The 13,246-nt window shown below is 69.3% G+C and carries 10 protein-coding genes and 4 pseudogenes; 1 reads left to right on the top strand and 13 read right to left on the bottom strand.

Annotated elements, in window-relative coordinates:
- Positions 1-4 precede the first annotated feature (4 nt).
- Genes ACWCP8_RS05090 through ACWCP8_RS05080 form a run of 3 tightly spaced genes read right to left on the bottom strand, consistent with a single transcriptional unit; the run spans position 5 to position 2,778 of the window.
- Entirely contained in the window at positions 5-847 is an 843-nt protein-coding gene (locus tag ACWCP8_RS05090) for an ABC transporter ATP-binding protein (protein ID WP_382842863.1), read from the bottom strand.
- Positions 844-1,863: an ABC transporter substrate-binding protein gene (locus tag ACWCP8_RS05085; protein ID WP_352269687.1), complete on the bottom strand. Its 1,020-nt coding sequence runs from the start codon at positions 1,861-1,863 to the stop codon at positions 844-846. The genes ACWCP8_RS05090 and ACWCP8_RS05085 overlap by 4 nt, the downstream gene beginning before the upstream one ends.
- A gap of 51 nt (positions 1,864-1,914) precedes the next feature.
- Positions 1,915-2,778, bottom strand: coding sequence for an ABC transporter permease (locus tag ACWCP8_RS05080; protein ID WP_382842865.1), 864 nt, complete (start codon positions 2,776-2,778; stop codon positions 1,915-1,917).
- 254 nt (positions 2,779-3,032) lie between these two features.
- Here ACWCP8_RS05080 and ACWCP8_RS05075 point away from each other — a divergent pair, with 254 nt between their 5' ends.
- Positions 3,033-4,076, top strand: coding sequence for a LacI family DNA-binding transcriptional regulator (locus ACWCP8_RS05075; RefSeq protein WP_352269689.1), 1,044 nt, complete (start codon positions 3,033-3,035; stop codon positions 4,074-4,076).
- An 18-nt stretch (positions 4,077-4,094) separates the two neighbouring features.
- On the opposite strand, the pseudogene ACWCP8_RS05070 reads toward ACWCP8_RS05075, so the two are convergent.
- The 10 genes and pseudogenes from ACWCP8_RS05070 to ACWCP8_RS05025 form a co-directional block, all read right to left on the bottom strand.
- Positions 4,095-4,705 (bottom strand): annotated as a pseudogene (locus tag ACWCP8_RS05070) (right-handed parallel beta-helix repeat-containing protein); the annotation flags it as partial.
- A 58-nt stretch (positions 4,706-4,763) separates the two neighbouring features.
- A pseudogene (locus ACWCP8_RS05065) lies at positions 4,764-5,059 on the bottom strand (GAF domain-containing protein); the annotation flags it as partial.
- Positions 5,056-5,706 carry a GTP-binding protein gene (locus tag ACWCP8_RS05060; RefSeq protein ID WP_451114215.1) on the bottom strand — a complete coding sequence of 217 codons (651 nt, stop codon included), beginning with the start codon at positions 5,704-5,706 and terminating at the stop codon, positions 5,056-5,058. The pseudogene ACWCP8_RS05065 and the gene ACWCP8_RS05060, both read right to left, overlap by 4 nt.
- Complete coding sequence (locus tag ACWCP8_RS05055) at positions 5,684-6,055, bottom strand: DUF742 domain-containing protein (RefSeq protein WP_451114213.1); 372 nt, start codon at positions 6,053-6,055, stop codon at positions 5,684-5,686. The genes ACWCP8_RS05060 and ACWCP8_RS05055 overlap by 23 nt, the downstream gene beginning before the upstream one ends.
- Before the next feature lie 2 nt (positions 6,056-6,057).
- Positions 6,058-6,492 carry a roadblock/LC7 domain-containing protein gene (locus ACWCP8_RS05050; RefSeq protein WP_356002263.1) on the bottom strand — a complete coding sequence of 145 codons (435 nt, stop codon included), beginning with the start codon at positions 6,490-6,492 and terminating at the stop codon, positions 6,058-6,060.
- Between the two features lie 7 nt (positions 6,493-6,499).
- Positions 6,500-8,389, bottom strand: coding sequence for an ATP-binding protein (locus ACWCP8_RS05045; RefSeq protein WP_451114211.1), 1,890 nt, complete (start codon positions 8,387-8,389; stop codon positions 6,500-6,502).
- A 443-nt stretch (positions 8,390-8,832) separates the two neighbouring features.
- Positions 8,833-10,113, bottom strand: a complete 1,281-nt coding sequence (locus ACWCP8_RS05040) for a cytochrome P450 (protein WP_451114209.1) — start codon at positions 10,111-10,113, stop codon at positions 8,833-8,835.
- A gap of 55 nt (positions 10,114-10,168) precedes the next feature.
- Positions 10,169-11,564 (bottom strand): annotated as a pseudogene (locus ACWCP8_RS05035) (NAD(P)/FAD-dependent oxidoreductase).
- Positions 11,565-11,624: 60 nt separating this feature from the next.
- A pseudogene (locus tag ACWCP8_RS05030) lies at positions 11,625-11,789 on the bottom strand (ferredoxin); the annotation flags it as partial.
- A 519-nt stretch (positions 11,790-12,308) separates the two neighbouring features.
- Positions 12,309-12,791: a hypothetical protein gene (locus tag ACWCP8_RS05025; RefSeq protein ID WP_451114207.1), complete on the bottom strand. Its 483-nt coding sequence runs from the start codon at positions 12,789-12,791 to the stop codon at positions 12,309-12,311.
- Between the last annotated feature and the right edge of the window lie 455 nt (positions 12,792-13,246).

Raw genomic sequence — 13,246 nt, 5'->3', positions numbered from 1 at the left:
CCGGTCAGTCGTGCGCGGACGCCGCCCCGAGCAGATCGCGGATGTGGGCGGCCGCGTCCCGGAACTCCGGGCGGCCGAGCGTCTCGCCGTACTCCCGTTCCGCGTCCAGTCCCACCTCGATGATCTCGGTGATGGTGCCCGGCCGTGGGCTCATCACCACCACCCGGTCGGCCAGATAGACCGCCTCCGAAATCGAGTGGGTGACCAGCAGCACGGTGGTGCCGGTCTCCCGCCAGATTCGGTTGAGCTCCATGTTCATCTGCTCGCGGGTGAGGGCGTCGAGCGCGCCGAACGGCTCGTCCATCAGCAGGACCGGCGGTTCGTGCAGCAAGGCCCGGCACAGCGCCACCCGTTGCTGCATGCCACCGGACAGCTCATGCGGATATGCGTCCTCGAAGCCGTCGAGCCCGGTCATCCGGATCAGTGCGTCGACCCGTTCGCGAGCCCGGGCCGCAGGCATCTTCCGGATCTCCGCCTGGAGCAGGATGTTGCGGCGCGCGGAACGCCACTCGAGGAGAGCGGCGCGCTGGAAGACGTAACCGATGTCGTGCCGTGGGCCCTTGACCTGTTCGCCACCGAGCCGGACCACACCCGTGGACGGCTTGAGCAGTCCTGCGACCAGCTTGAGCAGGGTCGACTTGCCGCATCCGGACGGACCGACCAGGGCCACGAACTCGCCCGGCGCCACGTCGAGCGAGACGTCGCGCAGGGCGGTGACATCGCGGTTCCTGCCGCGGAACCGCACCGAGACGTCCGACACTCCGACGGCCGGAGTGACGGCGCCGCGGCCCCCCGCGGACAACGGGTCCCGCTCCAGGGGCTTCGCCTCCTGCTTGGGCATCGTCATCCCTTCAGCGCTGTCTTCGCGTCCCAGTACTCCCCGACAGCCTTGGGCTTGGCGACCATGCCGGCTTCGGCGAAGACATCGATGGTCTGCTGCCAGTCCGCCTCGTTGTTGACCCCGGGTGCCTTGCCCTCGGTCGACGCGGTGTGCAGCAGCGTCAGCGTCGTCTTGAACTGCTCCGCCAGCACGTTCTTCGGCGGCAGTTGCTCCGACGCTCCGTCCATCGCCTCGACCGCGGGGCCGGGAGCCTTCTCCGCGGCGGCCCACGCCTCGCTGACCGCCTGCGCCATGCGCCCCGCGAGCTCGGACTTCGAGGCGAGAAGCTTCTGCCCGGCGAGCAGGCCGTTGGAGTAGAAGTTCAGCCCGTTCTCGGAGAAGCGGAGGTAGGAGACGGGCTTCTTGGCCTTGTCCTGCATGGTGGGGCCCTGGTCACTCGCGTATCCGAGCAGTCCGTCGGTCTTCCCCGAGATCACCGCGGCGATCTTGCCCGCCGGGTCGGTGTTCTGGACCTTCACGTCCGACTCGTCGATGTTGTTCTTCTTGAGGAAGATCGGGAACGTCTTGGAGAGTGCGTCCCCGGCCGTCCCGGCGATCGTCTTCCCCTTGAGATCGGCGGGTGACCCGATGCCCTTGGCGTCGAAGGACTGCACGGATGCGGGAGTGGTCTGAAGGAAGACACCGAGGCTCTTGACCCGTACCCCCTGGTCGACCGCGGCCAGCAGCGCCGGGGTGTCGGCCCAGCCGAAGTCGGTCTGCCCCGCGGCGGTCGCCTGCACCGTCTTCTGCGAGCCCTGGCCCGCCTGAATCGTCAGATCGATGCCGTGCTTCTCGAAGATCTTCTGCTGCTTGCCGTAGTAGAACGGCGCGTGTTCGCCGTATGGATACCAGTTGAGCGTCAGCGTGACCTTGTCCAGCTTCTTACCCGATTCACTGGTGGTGGTCGACGCGTCGTTCCCGCCGCAGGCCGTGGCCAGCAGAACAAGAGGTACGACACCGATCAGGAGTCTGCGCGGGTGCATGGGCTGGCCCTTCTCGCGACGGGGTCCGTGACAGCAGTCAGTGGGTGGCGTTCAGTACGAGGTGGTGGCAGGTGCGTCCCGACGGCTGGCGTGCCACGGGAGCAGGAGCTTCTCGGCGATCTCGACGGCGACGAAGAGGACGACACCGATCAGGGACATCACGAGCAGCCCGGCGAAGAGCATCGGGGTGTCGAGGTTGCCGTTGGCCTGGAGGATCACATAGCCCAGCCCCTCGTTGGCACCGACGAACTCGCCGACGACCGCCCCCGTCACGGCCAGGGTGACCGCGACCTTGAGGCCGGAGAAGAGATGCGGGAGGGAGGCGGGGAAGCGGATCTTGAGGAAGGTCTGCCAGGGCTTGGCCCCCATCGTCGCCGACAGCTGCAGCATCTCCGGGTCGACCGCCTTGAGGCCGGTGACCATGGAGATCACCACGGGGAAGAAGGCGATCAGGACGGCGATGAGGATCTTCGGCGCGATACCGAAGCCGAGCCAGACCACGAACAGCGGCGCGATGGCGATCTTCGGTACGACCTGGGCGAACAGCAGAATCGGGTAGAGCGTGCGCTCGACGGTCGAGGAGTACACCATGATCACGGCCGCCAGCACGCCGACGGCCACCGCGATCACGAAGCCGAGCAGCGTCTCGTACGTGGTCACCCAGCTGTGCTGCCAGAGATAACTCGTCTTGCCCGTAAGGACATCGAGCGTCGCCCCCGGTGACGGTACGAGGTATGGCTCCACCAGCTCGGCCGCCGAGATCACCCACCAGGCAACGAAGCAGGCCAGCAGCAGGGCGACCGGACGCCAGCTCTGCTCTGCCGCCCGCGCGAATCGCTCAGCTGCCGACGGCCCGGACCGCCGGGCAACTCCCGCCACTTCGGCGGGACTTTTGGCCAACGCGCTCTGGCTCACTTGAACTCCCTGGGCTTCGGCGGCAGTTGCGGAGAGCGGTGCGATCTGCGGTGATGGAGAAGGCGCTTTCAGAAAGCGCTTTCTGATAAGGTGCCGCCACGCTAATGACTGCCTGCACGCATGGTCAATAGGTCGTCCCGAAGTTTCGGGGCCCTGCCGCCACCGCGCCTTTAGGAGTCGAGTTGAGTCAACCGGTGACACGGGCGACGCCAAACCCTCCGGGGCCGCGGCGCAGCGTCGGGCCCGCAACCCATGTGACGCTCGACGCCGTCGCCCGGGAAGCCGGGGTCTCACCGGCCACCGCCTCGCGGGCACTGAACGGCACGGCCCGGGTCCGCGATGATCTGCGGCAGCGGGTGCACGCGGCGGCCGACCGGCTCGGCTACATTCCCAACGCCCACGCGCAGGCACTGGCCGGCGCAGCCAACAACCGTACGGTAGGCGTTATCTGTCATGACGTCAGTGACCCGTACTTCGCCGCGATCTCCAGCGGTGTGATGCGGGCCGCGGCGGAGCAGGGGCTGCTCGTGATGCTGGCCTCCACGTTCCGCGAACCGGCCCGGGAGATCAGCTACGTCTCCATGCTCCGGGCCCAGCGTGCCCGGGCGATCCTGCTGATCGGATCGGGTTTCCAGGACCGCGCCTGGGAGCGTGCGATGGATGCCGAACTGGAGCCGTACGTCAAGGTCGGCGGGCGGGTGGCGGTCGTCAGCCGGCACCGCAGCCTGCGGGTGGACACCGTGCAGCCGGAGAACCGGGCGGGGGCCGCGGCGCTCGCCCGGGCGCTGGTTGAGCTGGGGCATCGGACGTTCGCGGTGCTCACCGGGCCGGCCGCGCTGACGACGGTCTCCGACCGGCTGGCGGGGTTCCGGGAGGGGCTCGCCGAGGCGGGCATCGGGCTCGGGCAGGTGGTGGAGGGCGCGTTCACGCGCGACGGCGGGTACGAGGCGGCCCGGCGGCTGCTCCTCGATGCGGGGCGGGCGCCGTCCCGGTCACGGCCGACGTGCGTGTTCGCGGTGACCGATGTGATGGCGGTCGGTGCGTTGGCGGCACTGCGGGAGGCGGGGTTGCGGGTGCCCGAGGACGTGTCGCTGGCCGGGTTCGACGACATTCCGCTGGTACGGGAGCTGTCGCCGTCGCTCACCACGGTGGCGCTGCCGCTGACATCGATGGGCGAGCGCGTGATCGCACTGGCGCTGCGGGAGACGGGGGCGGTACGGAGGGCGCGGGTGGTGCGGGTGGAGGGCGAAGTGGTGTTGCGGGGCAGTACGGGGGTGCCGGGGGGTGGAGTGCGGTGACCGGGGGCGTCCGGGCCCGATGTGTTTCGTCCCGCCCAGGTCGACCTGCCACCAGGCGCCCGCCTCGGACAGCGTGCGGGTGTCCGTGTTGGTGTCGGCGTCGAGGGCGAGTCCGGCACCCGCCTGCCCTCGGTGGAGGACTGGGTGGCAGTTCCCGTGTGGGCGAGGTCGGTGCGCAGCTGCTCCACCGGGCCGCCGTGGGCGCCGGCCCGTGCGGCGACGGCGAGTGCTTCGGCCGGCAGCCGGTCCAGGCCCGTGCGGTTGTCGGTCATGACGGATCCCGTTCCGGCGAGAGCCGGCGCTGCGGTGTCGGTCCAGTTGGCGCGGGCGGTGTTCTGGATGCCGTAGTCCGCCCAGTTGGAGACCCACTTGTAGCCGATGCGGGTGATCACGTTGTTCTCGACGGTGATGTGCGAGGACTGCTCGTCGCGGTAGATGCCGTTGTCGTCGCGCTCGGCGTTACTGAAGGCGGAGCGGTTGATGTAGTTGCCGGACAGGATGGTGCCGGGCTGGGCGCCCTGGGTGTAGATCGCGCCGCCGTCGTGCTGCTGCGCGACCTCCATGACGTTCGTGATCCGGTTGTCGGTCACCTTGTTGTCGCGCAGTACGGACTGCTGCGCCTCGGGCTGCCGTGGGGCTGCACGAGACCCGCCCCTGGATCTGGGACAAGCTGGACACCCGCGTTAGCGCCATGTACCGGCCGCCACGGCCGCTGCCCGCGGCCGTGACGCCCGGATCGGAACCGGTGCGGGTGCCGGCCGGGGTGTGCAGACCGGCGAAGAACTACCGGTTCCCGTCAATGAAGTCGACCATCGAGAACGGCACATCGGTCACTTCGGCCACCTTGTCGGCGAACGCGTCGAAGCTGTGGAACGAGGTGTCGCCCCGCTCCCCGAGCCCGAGCCTCCGCAGCCGTCGGGCGCGGACAGGGGCGTCGCGGTCGACGGGGTCAGCAGCGGCCGGCCGGTCGCGTGTCGGCTCACGGATGGGCTCCGGAGCCGGAGAGCGAGGCCGGTGCGGAAGTGGCGTTGATCAGGTGCTGCACCAGTGTGACCAGCGCTCCGGTGCCCGAGCTGGCGATCCGGGCGTCGCAGAGGACGACGGGCACGTCGGGTCCGAGGTCGAGCGCGGCACGTACCTCCTCGGGGCCGTAGCGGTAGGAGCCGTCGAACTCGTTGACGACGACGATGAATCCGATGCCGCGCCGTTCGAAGAAGTCGACGGCCGGGAAGCACTCCTCGAGTCTCCGGGTGTCCGCCAGCACGACCGCGCCCAGCGCTCCCTGGGAGAGCTCGTCCCACATGAACCAGAAGCGCTCCTGGCCCGGGGTACCGAACAGATAGAGCACATGCTGCTCGTCGAGGGTGATGCGGCCGAAGTCCATGGCGACCGTGGTCGCGGTCTTGGACTCGATCCCCTCGAGGCTGTCGGTCGCCGCGCTGACCTGGGTCAGCAGCTCTTCCGTGCTCAGCGGTGCGATCTCGCTGACCGCGCCCACGAACGTCGTCTTGCCGACGCCGAAGCCGCCCGCCACCAGGACCTTGAGTGCGACGGGGAAGTCCTCGGTGTCCCCGGTGCCGTCACCCCCGGCCGAGCCGCCGAAGGCATCAGAGCTGTCGTCGTAAGCCATCGAGCACTGCCTCCAGCAGGGATCGGTCGGTGGGCATGTCATGAAAAGCCGGCGGATGTGCGGTGACTGCGCCGCAGTCCACCAGGTCGGAGACGAGCACCTTGGTGACGACCGCGGGCAGCCGCAGATGCGCGGCGATCTCGGCCACCGAGGTGGGACCGCCGCACAGTCCCAGCGCCACGGAGTGCTCCGGACCGAGATGGCCCTGCGGATCGGTGCCCGTGGCCATCACCAGGGAGAGCAGGTCGAGCACGGTCGTCGGACGGGTACGGCCGTCGCTCACGGTGTACGGACGGATGAGCCGGCCGGCCGCATCGTCGAGCAACGGCCCGTCCTGCGAGGCCGACACCCTCACAGCCCCGTGGCGCTCGGTGCCCCGACCGCTTGTCTGGCCGGGGTCATCAGATTCGGCCGGACGCTCTTGACCAGCATGGTCATCTCGTATCCGAGCACCGCGGCATCCGCTTCGCGTCCGGCGAGGACGGCGAGACAGGTGCCGGAACCGGCGGTGGAGACGAACAGCAGCGTCGAGTCGAGCTCCACCACCACCTGGCGGACCTCTCCGTTGTCGCCGAAGCGCGCCCCGGCGCTGCGGCCGAGGGAGTACAGGCCGGCGGCCAGCGCCGCCATGTGGTCGGCGCTGTCGGCGTCCATGCCGTGGAGGGATTTCACCAGCCCGTCGGCGGAGAGCAGGACCGCGCTGCGCGTGTACGGCACACGCTGTACCAGCCCGCTCAGCAGCCAGTCGAGGTCCGTGACCTGACCGGACGGCATATCGGTCGCCATGGTGCATCTACTCCTTGAGGGTGTTCGTTTCGAGGGGGTCCGGGGCGGGGTGCGCCGGTTCGGCGGGCGCGGTGAGTCCGCGCACCGGCAGCGGTTCGAGTGGGGCCGGCGGTTGCCAGGCCTGTGGTGCGGGCGTGTCGGGGGTGGCGCCCGGGGCCTGCGCGGTGTCGGTGTCCGAGGCGCTGCGGGCCTCGGCGAGCTCGATGCCCCGGCGGAAGGACGCCACCAGGCCGGGGTCGTGCAGGACGGGTTGTTCATCCTCGGCGCGCGGCGCGGGGGCCTCCCTGAGCTGCGGGACCAGGTGTTCCTGGTTGGTGCGCCTGGGGAGCTGGGGCCGGCCCATCGTGCCGCGTACGACTCCGGGGTCGGGCTGGAGCGCCGGAATCGCGTCGTCCGGGCGCTGGACGCCGGGGCGGCTGTCAGCCGGGGTGGGCCGGTCGACACGCTCGGCACGCAGCGTCAGCGGTGGGGCTTCGCCCTGCCTTCGCAACTGCTGCGGTGGCTGATGCAGCCGCAGCGGCTGACTAGGCACCTGCGACTGCCGGTTCGGGGCCGGGGCGGGGCTCAGGTTCCGCTGGTGCGCGTTGTCGTCCTGGGCCGGTGGCCGGTGTACGGGGCCGGGCGGTGGGACCGGGGCGGCGTCGGCCGTCGTGGGCACGTCCCCTTCGACCCCGAGCAGGGACTGCGGCAGCACCAGTACGGCCTGTGTGCCGCCGTAGATGTTGCTCTGCAGCCGGACCTCGATGCCGTGCCTGCGAGCCAGTGACGCGACGACGAACAGTCCGATCCGGCCGTCCTGCAGCAGATGGGCGACGTTGACCCGGTCGGGGGCGGCGAGCACGGTGTTCATCCGCTTCTGTTCGTTGCCCGGCATGCCGAGCCCGCGGTCCTCGACCTCCAGGGCGAGCCCGGCGGTGACGAGCTGGGCGCGCACCAGCACCTGGGTGTGCGGGGCGGAGAACACGGTGGCGTTCTCCACGAGTTCGGCCAGCAGATGAATCACATCGGCCACGGCGTGCCCGCGCAGCGTGCCGTCGATCGGCGGCACCAGCTTGACCCGCGGATAGTGCTCGACCTCGGCGATCGCCGAGCGCAGCACCTCGGTCATGGTGACCGGGTTGCTCCACTGCCGCCGGGAGACAGCGCCGCCGAGGACGGCGAGGTTCTCCGCATGCCGGCGGATGCGGGTGGCGAGATGGTCGACGTGGAACAGGCTCTTGAGCAGATCGGGGTCCTCGACCTCGTTCTCCAACTCGTCCAGCAGCTGAATCTCACGGTGTACGAGCGACTGGAGCCGGCGGGCGAGATTGACGAAGACCTCCACCCGCTGTTCCTCGCCCGATTCGTGGGTGAGCCGGGACGCCTGCACCACTGCGGCCACAGCCCCTTCGTGCGAGCGGCCCATTTCCTGCGCGAGCAGGTCGAAGGCGTCGCTGCCGGGCGGGACGGGCTGCGGAGGCCGCCGCGCGGGCATCGGTTCACCGTTGCGCAACTGCTCCACCACCCGCTGCAGTTCGGCCTGCTCCTGTGCACTGGCACGGCGCAGAGCCAGACACCGGCCGAGGACGGTGGTGGCGACCCGGTTGGCGCCGAGGAACGCGGCGACCACAGCGGCGACGGCCAGCGCCGCAGATCCGCCCAGCGCGGTCCAGAGTTGGGTGGTCATCGGTGCACTCGTGGAGCGGACGGTGATGATGACTGCCACGGCGCCGCTCAATGCGACGGCGATGGCCGGCAGCACGGCCGCGCGGAAGATCTGAGGCCGTATGCGGGCATCGGGGGACAGCTGTGCGGCGCGCGGCCCGGCGGTGGCCGAGTGGGCACGGGCCCCCGGCCGGCCGTGCCGCCCGCCTTCTCGGCGTTCCGGTCGCGCTTCGGGTGCGCGAAGTTGAGACATCAGCGTCCTCGGTACGTGAGGCACCAGAAATCGGCGTTCATGTGGTGGCACCTACGGTGGTCGGGCAGGCTCGGGTCATCGGTCGGGCAGGCCCGAAAGATATGAGCCCACCGTTAATCACCGACCACACACGGTAGTCATAGACCGAGCATCCGTGGTGGGCAGTTGTAGAACTTGCCCGCCATCCGTCCCGCTCTGGTATGAGCTCTCGCACAAGAGACCGATAACGCCGCATTGACATGGGTCGCCCGGCAGCCGTACCGCCGGGCGAAAGGGGCCCTCGTACGCACGCGAACGGCCCGGACCGTCCGGGCCTGCCGGTCGGTCCGGGCCGTTCCGAGCGCAGACACCTCCGCAGTAGGCGTGGAGGAGCTTGCAGGAGGTGGGTGCAGGACCCGCGAATCCACGAGCCCGGAGGGTGCTCAGGTGAGTGCGGTGCATGGTCATGGTGGGCGGTGTTGTCCGGGGTTGACGCCGTCGATCTCGACGAGGAGGTGACGGGGGCCGCGCAGGGACGGACTCGCGCGGTAGGGCGGTGGGTCGGCGACGAGTCGGGGGTTCTTCAGCCGGTGTGCCAGCTCGGTGAGGGCGATCCGCGTCTCGGGACGGGCCAACGGTGCACCGAAGCAGTAGTGGATACCGCCGCCGAAGCCGAGGTGCTCGTTGTGCTCGCGGTCGGGGTCGAAGCGGTCGGGGTCCGGGACGAAGTCGGGGTCACGGCTGCCCGAGGCGAGCACGAGGGTGACCGGTGAGCCCTTGGGGATGGTGGTGCCGGCGATCTCGATGTCGTCGAGGGTGTTCCGGTTGTTGGACAGAAACTGCACCGGTGGTTCGTAGCGCAGGAGTTCCTCGACCACCCGTGCGGCCAGATCGGGTTCGTCGCCGCGGCGCAGCCGGTCCAGCACCTCGGGGTGCCGCAGGAGGGTGAGCGTGCCGTTGGTGATGAGGTTGACGGTCGTCTCGTGGCCGGCGACGAGCAGCAGAGCCGCGTTGCTCAGTATCTCTCCGGGTGCCATCGGCGCCTCGTCGCCGTCGCCGCCGAGGAGCCCGGAGAGCAGGTCGTCGCCCCGTTGGCCGTGGCGGGCATCGAGGAGCTCGGCGAAGTACTGGCCCAGGTCGGCGACGGCCTTCGCGCGTCCGCGCTGCCGCTCCGCGATCCCGCCGGTGGTCGGGTCGGCGGCCCGGACGACCGCGTCGGACAGTGCCTGGAATCGTGGTTCGTCCTCGCGGGGTACTCCCAGCAGCTCGCAGATCACCGTGACCGGGAAGGGGTAGGCGAAGTCGTCGACGATGTCGACCCGGGTCGTACCCGACCGGTCCTTCCCCACGAAGCCGTCGATCTCGCGGGTCACGATCTCGAACATGCGGGGAATCATGGTGTCGATGCGACCGGGACGGTGCGGTGGGCCGAAGTTCCACGTCAGCAGCCGCCGGAGCCGGTCGTGCGCGGGTGCGTCGGTCTGGATGAAGCTGGGCGGGAGCGTGGCAGGGCCCTCGTCGGGCCCTTGCGCCGACGCCCCGGCGGCCGACTCGGGGAGGTTACGCATATCCGAGCTGAGCCGTGGGTCGTGGAGCAGGGAGACGATCTCCCGGTAGGTGCTCACGACGTAGGTCCCGTCCTCCACCCGTACCACGGGTGTCTTGCGCAGCTCGGTGTAGAGCGGGTACGGGTCGGCGCGGCGGGAGGGATCGAGGATCTGCTGCCAGATGCTGGTCTGAGCCATGGTGGGCGTCTCCCGCAACTCGGGAATCAGGGACGTGCGGTGGCCTGGGCAGGGGTCACAGGTACGTTCTGCGGACCAACGTGGCCCGCCGTTCACTGGGTCCGTGACCGGTCACCACGACCGTGGCCTGAGGGGTGGGCCGTTCCGGGACCTCCACCGCGACCGGGCGCCCGTCGGTGGCCTGGTCGACGGTGCGGAAGGACGGCGGGAACGGCGCCGCCCGGTCGATCAGTCCTGCATAGAACTCCAGCCACTTGGCCTGGTTGAAGGCGACCGCCGCGGTGATCCGCCCGCGGTAGCCGTAGACGGCGACGAAGCGGCGCTCGGCCACCGATCCCTGGGCGATGACGACCTGGTCGGCATGGGTCGGGACGCCGACGGACTTGATCTCGGTGCCGAACTGGGTGGACCAGAACTCCGGCAGCGCCAGGTGCGGCCAGCGCTCACTCTGGGCGCTGATCATGTTGTGCGCGGCGATCTCCGCCTGGGCGACCGCGTTGCCCCAGTGCTCCAGGGAGAGGTACTGGTAGTCGTAGACGGGGTGTGGGCAGCGGGCCACGTCGCCTGCGACGAACACGTCGTCGGTCACGACGCCGTTGACGTCGACAGCGCGGCACCCCGCATCGCACGCCACCCCCCAGCCCCCTGCCGCCAGCCGCCAGCCCCGAGCCTTCCAGCCATTCGACGTTGCGGATGCTGCCGAGCGCGGCCACCGCCACTTCGACGTCCAGAGTGCTGCCGTCGGACAGACGGGCGCGCCGCAGCCTCCCGCTGTCATCGCCTTCCAGCGACTCGACCCGAATGCCGCACCGCAGGTCGACGCCGTTGTCGCGCTGCATCTGCGCCGCAACGCTGCCGATCACCGCGCCCAGCGCCCCGGACAGCGGGGCCGGGCCCCGCTCGAGGACGGTCACCGGCAGATCCAACTCGCGGCAGGCGGAGGCGACCTCACAGCCGGTGAACCCGGCACCGATGACCAGCACCCGGCCGGGTCCGGCCGCCAGCCGTTGCCGCAGCCCTTCCGCGTCTTCCGGCGTATGCAGCGCGAACAGCCCGTCGAGCGCGGCCTCCGCCTCGTTCGGCCACGGGCATGCCCGCACCCCGGTGGCGATGAGCAACCGGTCGAATCCCACCTTCGCGCCATCGGCCAGCAGCACCTGCTTGCCGCTCAGGTCAAGGCCCGTGGCCGCGACTCCAAACCGCCAATGCGCGTCGAGCTCGTCGCGGCGGGGCAGTCCGGTACGCCGCGCCGGAACCTGACCCATGAGGACCTGCTTGGACAACGGCGGCCGGTCATAGGGTGCGTGAGGCTCGTCCCCGATCACGGTCAGCGAGCCGGTGAAGCCCTCCCGGCGCAGCGTCCAACCAGCCCGCAGGCCGGCCAGGGACGCCCCGACAATGACGATGCGCCCCGTACGCTTGAACGCTCCCCCAGGGTCGGGGGCGGCCACGTGCGTCTCGGGCGCGGGCTGCCGGATCCGGGTGTCGTCACGGTCGAGGAAGATGGCCTGGACCGGGCAGGCCGCCGCGGCCCGCGCGACCTTCTCCCTCTGCGCGTCGTCCGGATCGGTGTCGTACAGCAGCGCCTCGTCCCCCCGGATGGCAAACACATCCGGTGCGGCGAAAGCGCACTGTGCGTATCCCTGGCACCGTGTGAGATCCACGACGACCTTCATGGGGAAGCCCCTTCCGAGCCCTGAGGATCGGCCGTTCGGTCCCACGCCCGCGCACGGACGCCGTCATGTCTGCTCTCTCAGTGGATCACGGCACACCCGGGACCGCATCCCGCTGCGGGCCGGCAGCTACGCCCCGGAGTCGTTGCGCACCGAATCCCGGATTTGCGTATCCGGTGAGCTTCGAGCGCTGACAATGCGCATCGGATTTCGGACCCTGCAGGTGGGCGAGGGGCGGAGCGTGGAGTTACGGGCGGTCAGTCCTGAGGGTCACAGCAGAACCCGGGGGTCTCCACAGGTCGAAAACTGTCACGACCAGAACTGTGCGTAGGCATTCCCCGGATTCGTGTGTACGTCCCACTTGGCCTTTCCGATCGGCCTGGACACACGGAAGCCCAGTCTGGCCGGCCCTCACGATCACCGACTTCGACCTGCCCGGCTTGACGTGGATACCGCCGAACTGCTGGCCGACGCGGATGCGCGGCTGTGTACGTGAAGCCGCTCTTGGCCTTCTTCAACGGGTCAGCGGTGGTGAGCCCTCGGTGAACTTCGGCAGTTCGTGGCCGTGAACGTAGACATCCCGTCGAGCCCGCTTGCGGGCCATAACCTTGTTCCCGTTCGCGTGTTGCTGAGGGAAGTGTTGCCCTCGTAGGTGTAGATGTACGTCGCGTCGTACGCGTAGCAGATGCGCGTGTGGGTGCTGCCGCTCGTGCCGTAGATGACCTGGGCACCGATCGCGGGGTACGCGCTCCACCGTCCGGCGTTCTTGAACCACTGCATCGCTGTGCAGACGCTTGCGGTACGCGGGCAGAGGCTGGAGACCCCAGCCTTCTGAGCGACCCAACGCATCCAAGTCGCGTACCAGGGAAGATAGTTGGGCCACTCAAGGCCCGGCACCTCACCGCTGTACTTCTGGTGACCGGCCGGGCGCTCGCCCGGCGCACGCTCGGCCTGGTAGCTGACCTCGCCCTTCGCTACGGACGGAACCTTGGAAACCTGACTCACACTGTCCCCTTTCGGGCATGAAAAAGGCCCCACGAGTGGGCCACGGGTGTCGTGTGGGGCGGAACCTCTGTGGAGGCCGCAACCTTCCAAGCAGACTGTCAAAACCGCACTTACAGGGGGAAGTGATGCCTGATAGGAATCGAGACTCGCACTTTTACGAGGAGTCCCACGCAAGGCATGTTTCAACCGAGATCGTGACAGTCGTGCCCCTCACCCCTTCATTGCCGCGTTGTCAACTACGCCAAGGAACGCGGTTGATACATTCGCTGAGGAGAGGCTGGCTTCGATCCTGGCACGATTTCCTACCCGGATTCGGGAGGGGCAAGGCGGAGCCCGTCGAATGACTCGGAACCTGCCATCTGAGGCAGACCGGCCAACCCACCTAGACGTCTCAGTCGAGCAGCGGGGCAGAAATGCAACTTACAAGGCAAACCCCAATGCAGGCGTTCGAGATT

Source organism: Streptomyces sp. NPDC002206 (assembly GCF_053593595.1).
This window is presented reverse-complemented; position numbering and strand designations above follow the sequence as displayed.

Excerpts from the sequence above, each read along its gene's own strand:
- ACWCP8_RS05090 (WP_382842863.1), bottom strand. The coding sequence starts at position 847 with ATGACGATGCCCAAGCAGGAGGCGAAGCCCCTGGAGCGGGACCCGTTG.
- ACWCP8_RS05085 (WP_352269687.1), bottom strand. The coding sequence starts at position 1,863 with ATGCACCCGCGCAGACTCCTGATCGGTGTCGTACCTCTTGTTCTGCTG.
- ACWCP8_RS05060 (WP_451114215.1), bottom strand. The coding sequence starts at position 5,706 with ATGGCTTACGACGACAGCTCTGATGCCTTCGGCGGCTCGGCCGGGGGT.
- ACWCP8_RS05050 (WP_356002263.1), bottom strand. The coding sequence starts at position 6,492 with ATGGCGACCGATATGCCGTCCGGTCAGGTCACGGACCTCGACTGGCTG.
- ACWCP8_RS05045 (WP_451114211.1), bottom strand. The coding sequence starts at position 8,389 with ATGTCTCAACTTCGCGCACCCGAAGCGCGACCGGAACGCCGAGAAGGC.
- ACWCP8_RS05040 (WP_451114209.1), bottom strand. The coding sequence starts at position 10,113 with ATGGCTCAGACCAGCATCTGGCAGCAGATCCTCGATCCCTCCCGCCGC.